General features: G+C 50.1%; 12 protein-coding genes and 2 pseudogenes. 8 read left to right on the plus strand and 6 right to left on the minus strand.

Features of this window, described 5'->3' with window-relative positions; genetic code table 11:
- Positions 1-284: 284 nt before the first annotated feature.
- The 3 genes and pseudogenes from EL645_RS46360 to EL645_RS28670 form a co-directional block, all read left to right on the plus strand.
- A pseudogene (locus EL645_RS46360) lies at positions 285-1,103 on the plus strand (DUF6788 family protein); the annotation flags it as partial.
- Positions 1,098-3,304, plus strand: a pseudogene (locus EL645_RS46365) (winged helix-turn-helix domain-containing protein). The pseudogenes EL645_RS46360 and EL645_RS46365, both read left to right, overlap by 6 nt.
- Positions 3,305-3,606: 302 nt before the next feature.
- Entirely contained in the window at positions 3,607-5,265 is a 1,659-nt protein-coding gene (locus EL645_RS28670; RefSeq protein ID WP_126555002.1) for an FAD-dependent monooxygenase, read from the plus strand.
- 14 nt (positions 5,266-5,279) lie between these two features.
- On the opposite strand, the gene EL645_RS28675 is transcribed toward EL645_RS28670, so the two are convergent.
- Positions 5,280-6,119: a GNAT family N-acetyltransferase gene (locus EL645_RS28675; RefSeq protein ID WP_170207751.1), complete on the minus strand. Its 840-nt coding sequence runs from the start codon at positions 6,117-6,119 to the stop codon at positions 5,280-5,282.
- Positions 6,120-6,257: 138 nt separating this feature from the next.
- Positions 6,258-6,491, minus strand: coding sequence for a hypothetical protein (locus EL645_RS28680; RefSeq protein ID WP_126555006.1), 234 nt, complete (start codon positions 6,489-6,491; stop codon positions 6,258-6,260).
- 698 nt (positions 6,492-7,189) lie between these two features.
- Here EL645_RS28680 and EL645_RS28685 point away from each other — a divergent pair.
- Positions 7,190-8,137, plus strand: a complete 948-nt coding sequence (locus EL645_RS28685) for an LLM class F420-dependent oxidoreductase (RefSeq protein ID WP_126555008.1) — start codon at positions 7,190-7,192, stop codon at positions 8,135-8,137.
- Positions 8,138-8,526: 389 nt separating this feature from the next.
- Here the strand turns inward: EL645_RS28685 and EL645_RS28690 are convergent, their stop codons facing one another.
- Genes EL645_RS28690 through EL645_RS28700 form a run of 3 tightly spaced genes read right to left on the minus strand, consistent with a single transcriptional unit; the run spans position 8,527 to position 9,964 of the window.
- The gene (locus EL645_RS28690) at positions 8,527-9,300 is read right to left on the minus strand and encodes a type 1 glutamine amidotransferase domain-containing protein (RefSeq protein ID WP_126555010.1); all 774 of its coding nucleotides are present in this window, start codon (positions 9,298-9,300) and stop codon (positions 8,527-8,529) included.
- Between the two features lie 32 nt (positions 9,301-9,332).
- On the minus strand, positions 9,333-9,758 hold the full coding sequence (locus EL645_RS28695) for a hypothetical protein (RefSeq protein ID WP_126555012.1): 426 nt from the start codon (positions 9,756-9,758) through the stop codon (positions 9,333-9,335).
- Entirely contained in the window at positions 9,749-9,964 is a 216-nt protein-coding gene (locus EL645_RS28700; protein WP_126555014.1) for an NAD(P)-binding domain-containing protein, read from the minus strand. Before EL645_RS28700 ends, EL645_RS28695 begins: the two co-directional genes overlap by 10 nt.
- Positions 9,965-10,168: 204 nt before the next feature.
- On the opposite strand from EL645_RS28700, the gene EL645_RS28705 reads away from it, so the two are divergent.
- The 3 genes from EL645_RS28705 (at position 10,169) to EL645_RS28715 (ending at position 13,191) form a co-directional block, all read left to right on the plus strand.
- Positions 10,169-11,077: a MarR family transcriptional regulator gene (locus EL645_RS28705; protein ID WP_126555016.1), complete on the plus strand. Its 909-nt coding sequence runs from the start codon at positions 10,169-10,171 to the stop codon at positions 11,075-11,077.
- Positions 11,078-11,146: 69 nt separating this feature from the next.
- Positions 11,147-12,310: a saccharopine dehydrogenase family protein gene (locus EL645_RS28710; RefSeq protein ID WP_126555018.1), complete on the plus strand. Its 1,164-nt coding sequence runs from the start codon at positions 11,147-11,149 to the stop codon at positions 12,308-12,310.
- Between the two features lie 530 nt (positions 12,311-12,840).
- A complete protein-coding gene (locus tag EL645_RS28715; protein WP_218032111.1) occupies positions 12,841-13,191 on the plus strand; it encodes a mersacidin/lichenicidin family type 2 lantibiotic in 351 nt (116 codons plus the stop codon).
- An 81-nt stretch (positions 13,192-13,272) separates the two neighbouring features.
- Here EL645_RS28715 and EL645_RS28720 read toward each other — a convergent pair whose 3' ends face one another.
- Entirely contained in the window at positions 13,273-14,796 is a 1,524-nt protein-coding gene (locus EL645_RS28720; RefSeq protein WP_126555022.1) for an amino acid permease, read from the minus strand.
- Positions 14,797-15,475: 679 nt separating this feature from the next.
- Here EL645_RS28720 and EL645_RS41545 point away from each other — a divergent pair.
- Positions 15,476-15,823: a mersacidin/lichenicidin family type 2 lantibiotic gene (locus EL645_RS41545; protein ID WP_218032112.1), complete on the plus strand. Its 348-nt coding sequence runs from the start codon at positions 15,476-15,478 to the stop codon at positions 15,821-15,823.
- The last annotated feature ends 69 nt before the right edge of the window (positions 15,824-15,892 follow it).

Raw genomic sequence — 15,892 nt, forward strand, 5'->3', positions numbered from 1 at the left:
TGCGATGCTTACAGGACATTGGTATTAGATCAGATGTAATTTCTATCTTCTATCTCTCTGTCTGTCACTAAAAATTCTACATCTCAACCTGCGGAATTGCAACACAACGGCACCAATATTGGAGATAGAATTATGTTGATTTCACCCCTTTATGTTTCCCAAATAAGAGCTTATTATGTGAGAATACAATTCTCATGCTGGCTTGCGTGGCTTGTTACTCTCTTTTATACTCTTAGAGAGGGATTGCTTTGGGGAACAAAATGAGCAATATGAGAGGATGAGCCATGCCTAAGTCTGCTCGCTTTACTCTAAAATGGTCGGGGCTACATTGTCGCTACGAACTATTTGAGCGTGACCACTTTTTGCTGGCTACGCATGAACCCTCCTGGTTTGCCTGGTTGGATACGCATACCTCTTTCTCCTTTCAGGGTGAGCAGCATCACTTCAATGTGTTGAAAGAGACGCGCAAGAATACTGGTGAAAGCTACTGGTATGCCTATCAACGTCAGGGTAAGCGTGTCGTCAAGCGCTATCTGGGGAAGAGCGCCGATGTCACCATCCCTCGGTTAGAGGAGGTAGGATTAGAACTGCGGGGTGTGCAGCCTGCTCCTTTGCTTGAACCAAAATTTCATCTGCCACACGTTGCTTCATCTTTGGTACCGCGCGAACGCTTATTTGCCTTACTCGACTCCGGTCTGGAACGCCGTCTAATCCTGCTTTCAGCACCGGCTGGCAGCGGTAAGACCACTCTGATCAGTCAATGGCAGGCCAGCCGTAAGAATCAAAACCATTTTCCACACCTCACCTGGTTATCCCTGGATAGCAATGACAATGATCCGGTGCGCTTCTGGCGTTATGTGCTTACAGCATGCCAGGCTTTTCAGGATCATCTAGGACAGAGTGCCCTTGAACAATTGGCACTCACCCCACAGCACCTGCGTGAGACACATTTCCTGGAAACCATCCTCACGCTCTTCCTCAATGAACTGGTACATATTGAGAAACAAGTCATGCTGGTACTGGAGGATTATCATCTGATCACCTCACCACCTATTCATCAGACAATGACATTTCTACTTGACCACCTTCCCGACACGATGCATCTCGTCATTATCACCCGTAGCACTCCGTCACTTCCTCTGGCACAACTGCGGGTCCATGGTGAACTGTGCGAAATAGAGGCTAGCGAGCTGCGCTTTACGCCAGCAGAAATAACCGCCTTCTTTCAACCTCTCTTCCCCAGGCTGCTGACCCCCCGGCTACTTGAGCAACTGGACACTCAGTTAGAAGGCTGGGCCGCTGGCCTGCGTCTGTTTGCGCTCGCGCTACAAAAAGCTCATACCCAGCAGACAGTTGAAGAGCAATTGACAAACTTTGTGCGCAACCATCGGCCTTTACAGGATTATTTCATTGACGAGGTCCTTAATACGCTCACCAATTCGCTCCAGCTGTTCCTGCTGCAAACCTGTATGCTGAATCGGTTGACCCCTGCCCTCTGTGACACTATGACTAATCGGCATAATAGCGCATCACTCCTACAATCATTGGCACGGCGCGGCCTGTTTCTGGAACAGCTGGAGGGCCCGGGACAATGGTATCGCTACCATCCCCTCTTTGCTGAAGCAATGCGTACAGAGTCCAGGCGCCGCCTTGGTCTGGATCAATTGCGTTATATTGCTCGCAAGGCCAGTGCCTGGTATCAACAGCAACATATGTTTACCGAAGCCATCGAAACCGCGTTCCAGGCCGAGGAAATGGCGCTGGCAGCGGAAATCATGGTACAGTTGCCAGCCCTACAGGGTTTTGATGATCTGCAAGAGTTTCATACGTTACGCCGCTGGTTGGAGCAATTACCTGATGATGTACTCTATCTCCATCCTTTGCTCTGCCTGTGCTACGCCAGGGTGCTCTCGCTAAGCTTTGCACCGCTCCCCCCGGCAAGTGCCGAACTGGCGAATATCGAAAGGCTCTTGCTTCACGCCGAAGAGTGCTGGCGTACCCAGGACAATATGGCTCGCCTGGGAGAGGTCTTTGCCTTTCGTGCCCAACATGCGATCTGGCAAGGTAACATTGAACAGGCAACTAATTATGCTCGGCAGGCATTACGACAACTGCCTGCTGAGGCCAGGCACTGGCGAGGTGTCTGCCTCAATCTGTTGGGCGCTGGCGAACTTTATGCTGGCCAACTCATACAGGCTAAAAAAACACTACAAAATGCGCTGGCACTCTGGCAGGCCCTCCATCATCCCCATGGAGCCCGTAGCTGTACCCTGACATTGGGTATGGTGTACTTTGAACAGGGGCACTGCGGCTGGCGGATTCATGCTATCGAGAAGTTGTACGGGAGGCCAGAGAGCTGGGAGATCTAGAGGACCTGGCCCCTGCTTTGCTTGGTCAGGCACATTTATTCTATGAGTGGAATAAGCTAGAAGATGCCGAGCGAGCCGCCCAGGAAGCGACTGCACTGAGCGAGCAGCTACAAAATCAGACATTACAGACACAGGCCGCCCTGATTTTAATACGTATTGCCTATGCACGTGACCAGAAAAGCCAGGTGCAACAGCGTCTGATTTCCCTTTTAGCTCGTCTTCCGGATCAGCAGCCGCTGTCCTATCAGGTGAAACTCTGCCAGCTACATTTCTTGCTGCTCACTGACAATCCAACCACAGTCGAACAACAGCTCGCTCCCATCACGGCCCGGGCTCCGGCCGTCCCGGTCTACATTCAGGAGCAGCGCGAACTGCTTCAAGCCCATCTGCTGGTAGTACAAGAAAATCATCGTGCAGCCACTGCGCTTCTTTCCAGACTACAAGAAAAATATCAAGCAAACGGGCATGGACGTACAGTGCTGCAGATCCAATTGTTGATGGCCCGTGTACAATACTCGGAACGTCGCTCCTTGCAGGTCCGCCAGACACTACAAACAATACTCATACACACCCACACTGAGGGCTATCTTCGCCTTTTCCTGGACCAGGGAGAGATCGCAGCACTTTTGCTGAGCTCACTCCAGCGGCAAATATACGAGCCAGCCCTTGCTCGCTACTTACAATCTGTGCTCCAGGCCTTTGGCCCATTACGGACAACACCCGCGCCGCTGCCTGACACATCGCAGACATTGTCACCTCAAGAGCAGCGAGTGCTGCGTCTATTGATGGCAGATCTCTCTTATCCAGAAATCGCCCGCGAGCTGATCGTCACCATCAATACGGTAAAGACCCAGGTACGTAGCATCTATCGCAAACTCGGCATACATAGCCGCCGCGAACTCCAAACAACCATTCAACGGCGCCGTCTTTTCTAAGCATGTATCTTCCCCCTCTCGCCACCACGCCCTCCCCACATAAGCTTTCGCTCCCGCCGCTCTTTTTCTTATTTGGTGCAAAAATTGCGCAATGCGCAATTTTTGCACCAAATAAGAAAAAGATTCGGGCGCGTATGCGCACGCCCGCACAGCAATAACACACTTCCCATAAAAAAAGAAGCAAATCACCCCCAAACAACCTACAAATTTCACCAGCACGGGTGATGCCATATCACCCTGCTGCACCTTATACTGCTCATCTATACCTATCAATCATTTAAAGGCAGATTGGAGCAAACACGATGAGCACACAAACAGCTATCAATCCAGTAGACATACCAGTCCTTATTGTTGGAGGAAGTATCGTCGGCCTCTCCACAGCCCTCTTTCTGACCAAACAGAACATACCATGCCTGCTGGTTGAGCGCCACAGCAATACTTCAATCCATGCTCGCGCCGGCAGCTTTAATACGCGTACAATGGAGTTATTTCGCCAGGTAGGCCTGGAGTCTCCTATTTTACAAACAGAGACACCCCCTTCAGAGTTGGGCGAAATGGGTCTGCGCGTCGAAAGCCTGGCCGGCGCTGTCGTCGATACGACTGAACAGATTGTCAAGCAGCAGTACCAGCAACCCGATCCTTTCACCAGTCCTACCCGTAGAACCATGATTGGGCAGAACAAACTTGAGCCGATTGTGCTGGCCCATGCCAGGGCGGCAGGATGTGATATTCGTTTTGGCACAGAGCTATTATCATTTACGCAGGATGCGAATAGCGTGGTTGCGCAACTCAAAGAGCTCGCGACTGGCCGCGCATACCAGGTACGAGCCAGCTACCTGGTGGCTGCGGATGGTAATCGTAGCACGATACGCCAGCATTTGGAGATCAATAGCTATGGCTATGGTACGCTGGGACATTGGGCAAGTATCCTGTTTCAGACTGACCTTAGCGAGCTGCTACCGCAACGCAAAATTACACTCTGCTTCGTCAATAATCCAACTGTAGAGGGTATTATGGGACAGTCATATGCTCATAACTGGGGCTTGCTGGCCCATCTTCGCCCGGATGAAGCAGCTATTTTATCGGAAGCTCGCTGCCTGGAACTGGTACATGCCGCCATTGGTGTCCCTGATTGGCCTGTCAAGCTAGTCAACACGCTCCAGTGGGAATTAGCCGCCAGGGTCGCTGAACATTACCAGGCTGGCAGGGTATTTCTGGCGGGTGATGCCGCGCACGTGATGACGACCATGGGAGCCTTTGGGGCCAATACCGGGATTGCTGACGCCCACAATCTGGCCTGGAAACTGGCTATGGTCCTCAAAGGACAGGCTGCTCCCTCCCTGCTCGCCACTTACGAGGCCGAACGTCAACCGGCAGCGGATCTTGCTGTGGGTGTTTCCCTTGGGTTATATGCCTATCGTCTGCCACAACATGCTCAACGCGAGATAATTATTGCTAGCGCTTCCAGGCTATTAGACCGCGTACGCTTGACTCCAGACGCACCACAACCCACCGGCTTTAGCGTGGTCAATGGTTATCGCTATCGCTCAACCGCTATCATTACCAAAGACGATACCCCTGCTCCGCTATTCGAAAATACGCCCTCGGGACATCCCGGGACACGTGCCCCGCACATCTGGCTTGCATACCAGGATGAACGCCTCTCAACCCTCGATCTCTTTGGTATTGGCTTTGTTTTACTCACACCAGATAGCACCATCTGGTCCGAAGCCATTACCAGTGTCGCAAATAAGCTGGATATTCCACTTGCGATCTATGGCATCGGCGCTAAGCAAACCTACACCGATCCAGAACGCGCCTTCCGCTCAGCCTACGGCATCGCTTCCACCGGGGCAGTATTAGTACGCCCCGACGGCTTTATTGCCTGGCGCACCCATTCCATGCCATCACATCCAACTCAAACCCTCGAACACATTCTAAGAAAAATACTACGTTCTTAAAAGCAAGCGTAATGTTATTGAGAAGCAAACAAAGGGCCATTCTCTCTGGGTGTCCACTCATACATCTCGATCTGACAGTATTCTTGAAAACCCAGACGCCGATAGACTGGATATCCCATTGAAGATGACCCCAATATACCCACGCGGTAGCCGCGCCTGCTGGCATCCTGCAAGGCGGCAAACGTGATGGCTGCACCAATACCCTGGCGGCGCGCGGTCGGGATCGTAAAGACAAAGTAGATCCCTGCCACACCCGCGCCCAGGAACAGTGATGTGGTGGCCACTGGCTCCCCATTCCACCTGCCCAGGTAATGGTGCCACAACCCATCCTCAGCAAAACCGGATTTGTGATACATGGCTCCAACCCAGTTCGCCTCGATCTCGCCCTCTCCAAACCCCATGGCCAGCGTGCGTGTCCACACTTCCAGGTCCTGCTCATTACGCACCCGTTCAATGACGAGCCCCTGAGGTGTCGAAATGTGCGCGTTGAGCCTCAGCAAGTCAACAGCCATCCCTGGCTCGTTGCCCTCGTGAGTGAAACCATGCGCAACAAGTCGCTCGCCAAGATTTTCCGGACGCATCCAGGGTCCAACATGCCATGAACCCGGCACGTTATAAGCCTGAAATCGCTGGATCGAGCTCACAATAGCCTCATCCATTGTCTCTTCCGTCAAGCACGCACGGACCACACAATTATGATAGGCAAGTGGAGATCCCCCGATGATCCACTGCCTGTCCGCTCTATCAAGATCTTCACCACCACCCAGCCTTCCCAGCGCCAGCAAGAACTCGCGTGTATTGGCCTCAATCACCTCAATCAAAGACCGCGCCGAAAAATCATGAAATGGCTGCATCGGCATTGCCTCCAGAAAATTATTTCAAACTCCCATCGCAACACATCATATCTGCTTTGTGCTAATCCCTGGTCCGCATCATCTCCGACATTTCCATTCCTGACGGGTTCAAAGTAGCAGGCCGTATACAGAGTTTCTTTAACAGCGCCAGCACAGGTTTATAGACAGCAAGCAGGATAGAGGAAATCCATAGAAGATATATGAGAGAATTCTACCAGTATCCCAGAAAAGTAGCAGACCACTGTATGGTTGATCTCCACTCATATTGGTTTGTGCCAGCAACGCACTAAAGACCAGGAAGAGGCCATAAAAAAGCAATAATATGCCTACAATTCTGACCAGCATCTTGTAAGAGATAGAAAGATTTAGCATTTTATATCTCCCCTTTTATCCATGAATACAATATCGCTATTATCATTATAGCTTATATATTTATATTCATGCGAGAGAGCCAGAAAATAATTTACTACTAAGAATCAAGCAATACATCGGACGCAACAATAACAATGATCTGTACGCGTGAGGCTTGTCCCCGCTTCGTTCGTTCCTGCTTGAAAACAAACAAGAAACACGACTTGTATAGGTTCGGGGCTTGTCCCCGATTGCCGCCCCGGTAGGGCGGCCCGGTATCCTCACCACGCGGTTCGCTTATCTCTGACACCTCGGCCCACGCGGTGCCCAAAAGGATGGTCCGTGTTTGGACACCGCGTGGAGGAACAGGTCATGCCACGAGGCACCCTGGCGCTGGGATACGGGGCCGCCCTACCGGGGCGGCAATCGGCCGCTGAGGGCCGAACCTATACAAGTCGTGTTTCTTGTTTGTTTTCAAGCAGGAACGAACGAAGCAGGGGCAAGCCTCGCACCCGATCTTATTGTGTAGAACCTCATATTTTCGGGGTCGAAAATACCCCACGTACATCTTAATATGTACTACAATAAAGGGAGTTGATATCAGGAAACTGCATATTTCCTGTCATTCAGCCTATCTACAATCGCGTTCTCACTCCTCTTACCTTTTACAGGTTACTTAGTTGTGTACAGCGTTTTCGCAGAAAGGGGTTCTTTCTATTATGGCACTGCAGTATGGCGTTTCACTCCCACAGGGCTGGACGATGGATCTGGCCCATATCAAAGATCCTGTTGAAGCGTATGAAACCATGACCCGTGTAGCGCAAACAGCCGATGAGGCTGGTTATAATTCTGTCTGGTTGGTAGACCATTTTCATACTATCCCCCAGCCTTCCCAGGAAGTGACATTTGAGTGCTGGGTAACGACGGCCGCGCTGGCCCGCGACACCAAACGGGTACGCATCGGTCAGATGGTGTCATGCAACGGCTATAGGAATCCCGCCCTGCTGGCAAAGATGGCCAGTACGGTGGATGTCCTGAGTCATGGTCGCTTGAATTTCGGTATCGGCGCTGGCTGGTATGAACATGAATATCGTGCCTATGGCTATGATTATCCTGATGCACCTGAGCGTTTGCGCATGCTGCGCGAAGCTGTCCAGGTGATTCGAGCAATGTGGACCCAGGAGGAGGCTGTATTTGAGGGCAAATACTATCATATCAATGGCGCGATCAATCAACCGAAAGGGGTTCAGCAACCACATATTCCTTTGCTGATCGGTGGTGGTGGTGAAAAAGTGACCCTCAAGCTGGTGGCTCAGTATGGCGATGCCTGTAATGTCAACGGCGATATCCCGACCTTGAAACATAAATTTGAGGTGCTGCGACAGCATTGTGAAGCGATTGGACGCGACTATAATAGTATCCATCGTACAGCGACAACGATCTGCATTATTGGTGAGACCGATGAGGAGGCCCTGGCTAAGGTTCCTCCTATGATGAAGGCTCGCTTTGGAGATGCGATTAATAGTACGCTCGTTGGTAGCCTTGATACTATTCGTCAGCGCCTTCAGACCTACGAAGAGGCTGGTGTGCATGAACTGCTTATTAATTTCCCTGATGCTACCCAGTTGACTTCACTCCAGCGCTTTGCGCGCGAGTTTATTGCCTAGCCATTTTTCGGGTCATCATCAGAAAAAAATGATGAGGACGTGTTTTATAAAGGAGCCGGCTCACCATATTCAGGTAAGCCGGCTCCTCTGTTATCACAGGCATGAATTTGCTACAATTATTTGCGCCATACTTTATCGAGGAGTATTCCTCCTACCACATAGACGGTTACAAATGAGGCAACAATTCCATACATCAATGCCAGTGTTTTGCCAACTGGTGGCTTCTTTGCGTCCATTGAGCAGGTCCTTTCACACAGATACGTATTCTTGCTTCTTCTATCAAATCTGGCAAACCAGTTTTACATTGGACGTTACGTCTACGTATACGTATGAGCAGTGCCCAGGGTTCATGTCAACTCTGAAAAAGCTTCCAGCAGCTAGCAATCTGATTATTGGCCAAGGGCGGCAATAATCAGTTGCGCGACTTTGCGTCCGGAGTATTGCTGCTGACCTGTGATCAGGCGGCCATCGCGAATGGCGAACTGCTTGAATAGGCCAGCCTGGATATAATTCGCCCCTCGCTCCTTGAGTGCGTCTTCCAGCCGCCAGGGCATGATTTTGACGCCAGCCGCTTTGTCTGAGTAGTCCTCCTCTACGTTGGCAAACCCGGTGACGGTTTTGCCAGTGACCAGGTAACTACCATCTGAGAGGGTTGCATCCACCAGGGCCGCCACACCATGACAGAAGGCGGCGACTGGCTTCTCCGCTTCATAGAAGGTGCGAATAGCATTGTGCAGGTCCTGGTTGTCGCGGAATGTAAACATGGGCGATTGTCCGCCGCTGATGACGAGCGCGTCGTACGAACTGTGATCAACGTCCGCCACGCGGGGCGTGTTCTCTAGCAGTTCCATCAACTCTGGGGTGGAGAGAAATCCCATGCTAATCAAGTCATCGGCCGACCATTTACTGGGGTCACGGGGATCACTCAACGCGTCGACTTCAACTTTGCCACCATTAGGACTGGCAATGGTGACTTCATAGCCGGCCTCGGTGAATTCGTAATATGGATGTGAGAGCTCGGCCGCCCAGAAGCCTACTGGCCAGCCAGTGGTCGTAGATGTGCTGGGGTTGGCTACCACCTGTAAGATCCGGAAAGGTCGGGTACGGGTGGTGTCAATTGCAGCATGATGTGAGCCACTGTTTTTGAGTGTTGTATCCGTCATGATCTTCTCCCCTTTGTATAGTCAAATTTAAACTAGATACCTAATACTTTGAAGGACAGGTGACGACTCTTTTTTTGACCAAAGACCAGGGCAAACCAGAGGGATGCGACAGCATCCAGTAGCTCGACCTTATCGATCCCGCCCAGATAGATTGGTCGTAAGCCGACATCTGTGATCAGTTGCTCGACCGTCGCCTGGGATGCACCATCTACTCCACAGTAGAAGAGGTCGGACTGGATACCATCAAAATCGGGTTCCGCGAAGTTTTCCCAACCAAGCGAGTTAAATGCGCGATAGAGTTGGGCCTGTGGTGTGTATTTCTGAAAATGGCCCAGATTATGCATTGAATCTTCGCCGACACGATTGGCGGCGTCGATAATGATACGGCCATCAAGTTGGGCTGCATATTCTTGCGCTACTGGCTCTACGGCACCACCGGGCAAAGCAATCAATACCACGGCGGGGTCCCCTGCAACGCCTCTGCGATCGTACCAACCGTGGCGCGATCACCAAATTCGGCATGTACGATCTGAGCATTCTTGCCAGCAGGATCATTCACACCAAAATGAATCTGGTGCCCTGCCTCGCTCCACTTTTTGCCCAGCGTTCTCCCGATATTACCTGCACCTAGTACTGCAATGACCAATGCTTCTTTTGCCATCATATCTTCTCCGAAATTTTATATTGAGTGCGCTACAATAGTTCAGCATCTGCTCTCCCTATTTTGCCCACTCGCCTTTCATTTTAATACAACGTTTGAATTCAAATATTTATTCCGATATGCCATGTGATATTATTAAGCTACCAGAAACACTCAGCCATTCCATCGTTCAAGCACAGAACTAATCACTACAAATACAGGTGAAGTATGCAGGAGACAGAACCATCCCAGGAGAACACCTCCAATGGCACAACGCCTGATGCCAAAGCAAGCAATCTTCAGGCGACCTCAACCCGGCATTTAAAAGATCATGTCGATTGGGTACTTGAAGGCTGGGAAAAAGAATTGCCAGCTCTCCCTGTCTCGCCAATCGCGATTATCAGCCGCCTGGAACGACTTCAGGTCTATCTGCGTTCTGAAATTGCGGCCATTTATGAGCGCTTTGGCCTGACCGGCCCATCTTTTGCGGTCATCGCTACTTTGCGTCGTGCCGGCAAGCCGTATCAATTGTCACAACGGGCCTTGATGGATGCGCTCCAGTTAACGGGAGGAACGATCAGTGTGCGTATTGATCGGCTCGAACGCGATGGCATTGTGGAGCGTTTGCCCGATCCATTAGACCAGCGGGGAGTGCTGGTGCGCCTGACGACAACTGGTGAACGGCTCTTTGAGCAGGTGGCTCCACTGCACCTGGCCAATGAGGATCGCTTGCTCTCCGCTTTAAATCAGGAAGAGCGCACTCAGCTAGCTGATCTATTACGCATTCTACTGCTCAGCTTTGATAAGATTGCGCCTGAAGATCCACAGCATCCTACGCACTGGATTGGTGCGTCGTTGGCACCTGCCCATATCGCTAGAAAATTACGCCGCGCTTCTGGCCTTCCAGATATTCCCGGGCTGCTGGTACAGAACGTCTCTATACCAGGTCCCGCTGCGGAAGCCGGTCTGCAAGAGGGTGACCTGATTATCGCGGCCAATGGGAGGGAGATTCGTTCTATTGAGTGCCTATATGAACAATTGCTGGCCTCGCATGGAGATGCCCTCACCCTGCAAGTCCTCCATGGCCAAGAACACAGGCAGCTTATATTAAAGGCGATGCCGCCTGCCGAAAATTAGCTAGCAAGCTCTGGGGACGCTCCCAATGGTTTTTAACAGCTTTTTAGTTATCAGGAAAGGGATACCGCTATGCGTATTATAGTTCTGGGTGGTGCAGGCGCGATGGGACGGATAACCGTCCGTGCTCTGACAGAGTATCCTGATATTGAGCAGATTATTATTGCTGATTACGATGAAGCACGGGCGCGGAAACTAGCGTCCTCACTTGAAGCTACACGCGTCGTGGCCCGCCAGGTTGATGTTACAAATGAGACACAGCTGCGCTCGCTCTTGCAAGGCTGCACGGTTGCGCTCAATGCCGCCGACTACCGCTTTAATACCCTGGTCATGCAGGCTTGCCTGGCGGAACGCATTCACTATGCGGACCTTGGCGGCCTGTTTCATGTTTCTCGTCAGCAATTAGACTTGCATTCCGCAGCACAACAGGCTGGCATCACAGCGATCCTGGGCATTGGTGGTACGCCCGGTATTACCAATCTCCTGGCTCGCGCTGCCGTTGACCAGCTTGATCAGGTAGATAGCATCAAAGTACAGTTGGGGTGCAGCGATCAAACACCATCCAATGCTGCCCTGGTTGCCCCCTATTCCATTCGCACCATTCTGGATGAATTTACCAAAGAGCCTCAAGTTTATCAGGATGGTGCATGGATCGCCCAGCGCCCCCTTTCAGGTCAGGAAATACTGGATTTTCCGCCTCCCGTAGGTAAGGCCACCGCTATCTACTCGCTACACTCTGAATGCGCCACCTTTCCACTGTCTTTCCGGGAAAAAGGCTTGCGCCATGTTTCGTTCAAGATCGCTTTTCCAGGTGACTTTGTCAGCAAGCTGACGTTTTTAGTTGAACTTGGATTTGGTAAGGCTGAGCCAATCAAAGTACAGGGAGTCCAGGTGTCGCCGCGAGAAGTGCTGGCCCGTCTGCTTGAACTGGAACCTGCTGAAGAGGTAGAGCCACAGGATTGTGATGTGCTACGCGTGGTGGTTACGGGCAGGCAGGATAATCAGCCTGTCCAGATCACTAACCAGGTCGTGGCCTTGCCCTATACTCCCTGGAGCATCAGTGCAGGTGCCCTCGACACGGGCGTTCCTCTGGCCATCGCTGGCCATATGCTAGGCCAGGGAACCATTTCATCGCATGGTGCCTTCGGACCTGAAGTATGCATACCCGTAGCCCCCTTCTTCGCAGAACTTGCCCACTACAATCTCCACATGACCTCCCAGAGTACCAAACTATAAATATGGATTATAGAGCCGCCGCAATATTGAGTTCTCGGCGGCTCTATAATCCATATATTTGTATCTTTAATACATAATACTATTCTAAACCTCTTATACGGCTTTAATTGCTAAAATCTTATTCATTTTCAAAAATTGGCAAAAATTGGTGCAAATTCATCAAACTGGCCCGAAAATTAGCTCATTTCACTTTTAGAATTACTTTTCTTCTCAAAAAAGCCATTCTACTCACTGTGAAGCTTCTTTCACACGCCCTGAACATAATCTGCATTCCCGTCATCTTATCTTAAAAACTATACATTTCCATCTATATTTTTAGCCCTCGCTTGTTTTTTCCCTTCGTATAATGCATTTAGGTATCCAAATTCGTAGAGAAAAAACGAAATAAGTACAAGAGTTGTGGATGTCGTTCATGTACTTTATAAATCCTGGTCCATTTATAAATGTATGGGCATACACGATTCCATCTACTTATCTTCGACTGCGATACCACAAATTGTTTTTTTTGAAAAAGAAAGGTAATACCGATTATGAGTATTGACATTGCACGTGCATGGAAAGACGCCCAGTATCAGGAGAGCCTCAGTAGTGAGGAGCGCGCCCAGTTGCCACAGAGCCCAATCGGTTCATTGGAATTGACAGATAGTGCCCTTGCTACCGTTAATGGCGGTTTCTGCCCACAGGATCCTTGCGGCTTTGATGGCGGATTTGGCTTCGGCGGCGGATTTGGCTTCGACGGCGGATGTGGTCATCACCACCACTCTGGTGGTTCCTGGTATGGTGGCTACAACCACGACGGTGGTTCCTGGTACGGTGGAGGCTACGGCTTCGACGGTGGCGACCCTTGCTACTACGGTGGTAGCAGCTGCTGCGGCTACTAGTCTCCAATCGAGATTATATAAGTAGTCAGTACATACACGGCATAGCGGGCAACAAACCATTTGTTTGTTGCCCGCTATTTTTCATCCTCTACTAACTGCCTCTTTACGATCCTCGATATTTGATGCAGCCAGACGGCTGTGATGCATGCTATATAAAAAGTAGACGGCAAAACCAATCGCTAACCAGACAATAAACCGTATCCAGGTAACTATTGGTAGACTAATTAATAGATAAGTACAACAAAGGACAGAGAGGATTGGCAGCAGTGGCACCCAGGGGACCCGAAAGGCTCTCGGCAGGTCAGGATTCCTGCGGCGCAATACGATAACTGCGATTGATACCAGGATGAATGCCAGTAGCGTTCCATAGTTGACCAGGTCGGCCAGTTCCTGGATGGGGGTGATGGTCGCAATAATAGCTACCAGACAACCAATAATAATATTGATGCGATAAGGCGTTCGAAAACGTGGATGCGTCCTGGCAAACCATGCTGGTAGTAAGCGATCACGGCTCATAGCAAAAAAGACACGGCTGGCACCAAGTAACTGTACCATGATCACCGATGTCAGGCCACAGATCGCGCCAATCGATACCAGTACAGCGGCCCATCCTTGTCCAACCAGCGTAAAGGCGGTCGCCATCGGGGCCTCGGTATTGAGTTGTTTGTAAGAGACCATGCCGGTCAATACAAAGGAAACGGCGATATAGAGTACCGTACAGACTAACAGCGATCCTAGAATACCAATCGGCATGTCGCGCTGTGGATTGCGCGTCTCTTCGGCGGTGGTTGAGACTATTTCAAAACCGATGTAGGCAAAGAAGACCACAGCCGCACCGGTGATGATGCCCTGGAAACCAAAGGCTGATTGTTGTCCCAGTATCAAGGCAATCAGGGGCTGGTCCAGAAATCCGTTGCTGCTCCCGGCATTAGCTGGATGCGGGGCTGGACCAGCCGGAGGGATAAAGGGTACCCAGTTGGCGGCTTTGATGAAGAAGAGACCAAAGATAATAAAGAAGACTACTACAGCAAGCTTGATCGATGTTACGACCAGGTTGAAGCGGGCGCTTTCACGAATGCCTATCGTTACTACAATTGTTAGTAAGAGGGCAATGCATGTTGCCAGCAGATTGATGTTTAAACCGGCAATGACGGGCTGCCCACCAGTCAATGAGGTGGGAAGTTGAATGCCGATATAGTGCAGGATGGTATTGAAGTATTTAGCCCAGCTAACCGATACCGCTGAGGCTCCTACAATAACTTCTAGTAATAGATCCCATCCAATAATCCAGGCAACGATCTCGCCCAGTGAGGCATAGGCAAAGGTATAGGTGCTACCTGCCACGGGGACCGAGCTGGCAAACTCTGCATAACAGAGCGCGGCAAATGCACAGGTGATACCAGAGACAACAAAAGAGAGTACTATGGCGGGACCTGCTTTAGTGGCGGCCGCGATACCGGTCAGTACAAAAATACCTGTACCAATAATCATACCGATACCAAATACGAGTAGATCGAGCGCCTTTAACTCTCTTTTTAACTGATGCTCACCATCTTCGGTGTCTTTGATAGACTGCTCTACAGACTTGGTGCGAAGAATACTCATCTCATACGTCCTTACTTCTAATGTAATTCTGGTGAGACTTCTTATTAAGAAGACAAAGTCACCATTACGGGGCGTATATAGCCAGTTATTGCTGGCAGGCTAATACACATTATGTGATGCGCGCTCTTATTATTACGTGAGAAGCTGGCTGTTGTGATACAATGCCGCTCTATATGCTTGAATGTATGCATAGCGGAGCTTATAGTTAAAATCCTTTCCACCTATCTTACCTTCTGTAAAACTCATATATTTTGTTAAATTTATATTCATTTTTTATTTTGCTACAAATTGGTCACCAAAAAGGCAAATCAAGCACAAACTATCCAGAATGTAGCTCTAAATTGGTGGGCAAACCTCTTCACAGGCGCTCAAAACATGAATGATCCCTTCATAAAATCGAGAGAAAAAGCGTTAATCACTGTCAGTAAATTAATTTTTATACATGTATTACTATATTATTATAGCTTGTTTGTTTTGGGCGTTTTTATAATAGATTTAGGTATCCAAATTCATTAAGTCACGCGAACATATACTACAAGATGGAATGTAGAACAATAAAGCCAATCCACTGTTGTGGAGCTTTTGATAGTTTGTCTCTATAATCATTCCTGTAGTGCGTAAGATGTGAGATACCACAAATGTAGTTTAACCGTTTATTACAAAAAGAAAGGCACCAATTATGAACATCAACATCACAAAAGCTTGGAAAGATGCCCAGTATCGTGAAACCCTGACCAGCGAGGAGCTCGCACAACTTCCTCAGAATCCTATTGGCGCACTTGAATTAACCGATGCAGATCTTTCGACTGTTACCGGTGCCTTCGGGTCCCATAGCCAGTGCTACAGCAACTGCGATCCCGGCAACCAGTATGGCGGCGGCTATCAGTTTGGTGGTCATCATCATCATCGTCATCACCACCATCATGGTGGTGGCTATCAGCAGTGCGGTGGCAATTGGTTCGGCGGCAGCCAGCATTCAAGTGGTGGTAGCAACTGGTTCGGCGGCCAACAGGGCGGCTGCAACTAGTCTCATCATCCCGCTGGTTTCCACACAATCGAGCATACGGCTCAGGTAAAAAGAGAGGTCCCTTCAGGT

This window comes from Dictyobacter kobayashii, from assembly GCF_003967555.1.
GTDB classification, from domain to species: Bacteria; Chloroflexota; Ktedonobacteria; order Ktedonobacterales; family Ktedonobacteraceae; genus Dictyobacter; species Dictyobacter kobayashii.

Coding starts and splice junctions, on each gene's coding strand:
- EL645_RS28720 (WP_126555022.1), bottom strand. CDS start 14,796: ATGAGTATTCTTCGCACCAAGTCTGTAGAGCAGTCTATCAAAGACACC.
- EL645_RS28705 (WP_126555016.1), top strand. CDS start 10,169: ATGCAGGAGACAGAACCATCCCAGGAGAACACCTCCAATGGCACAACG.
- EL645_RS28700 (WP_126555014.1), bottom strand. CDS start 9,964: ATGATGGCAAAAGAAGCATTGGTCATTGCAGTACTAGGTGCAGGTAAT.
- EL645_RS28680 (WP_126555006.1), bottom strand. CDS start 6,491: ATGCTAAATCTTTCTATCTCTTACAAGATGCTGGTCAGAATTGTAGGC.
- EL645_RS28715 (WP_218032111.1), top strand. CDS start 12,841: ATGAGTATTGACATTGCACGTGCATGGAAAGACGCCCAGTATCAGGAG.
- EL645_RS41545 (WP_218032112.1), top strand. CDS start 15,476: ATGAACATCAACATCACAAAAGCTTGGAAAGATGCCCAGTATCGTGAA.
- EL645_RS28690 (WP_126555010.1), bottom strand. CDS start 9,300: ATGACGGATACAACACTCAAAAACAGTGGCTCACATCATGCTGCAATT.
- EL645_RS28675 (WP_170207751.1), bottom strand. CDS start 6,119: ATGCAGCCATTTCATGATTTTTCGGCGCGGTCTTTGATTGAGGTGATT.
- EL645_RS28670 (WP_126555002.1), top strand. CDS start 3,607: ATGAGCACACAAACAGCTATCAATCCAGTAGACATACCAGTCCTTATT.
- EL645_RS28710 (WP_126555018.1), top strand. CDS start 11,147: ATGCGTATTATAGTTCTGGGTGGTGCAGGCGCGATGGGACGGATAACC.
- EL645_RS28685 (WP_126555008.1), top strand. CDS start 7,190: ATGGCACTGCAGTATGGCGTTTCACTCCCACAGGGCTGGACGATGGAT.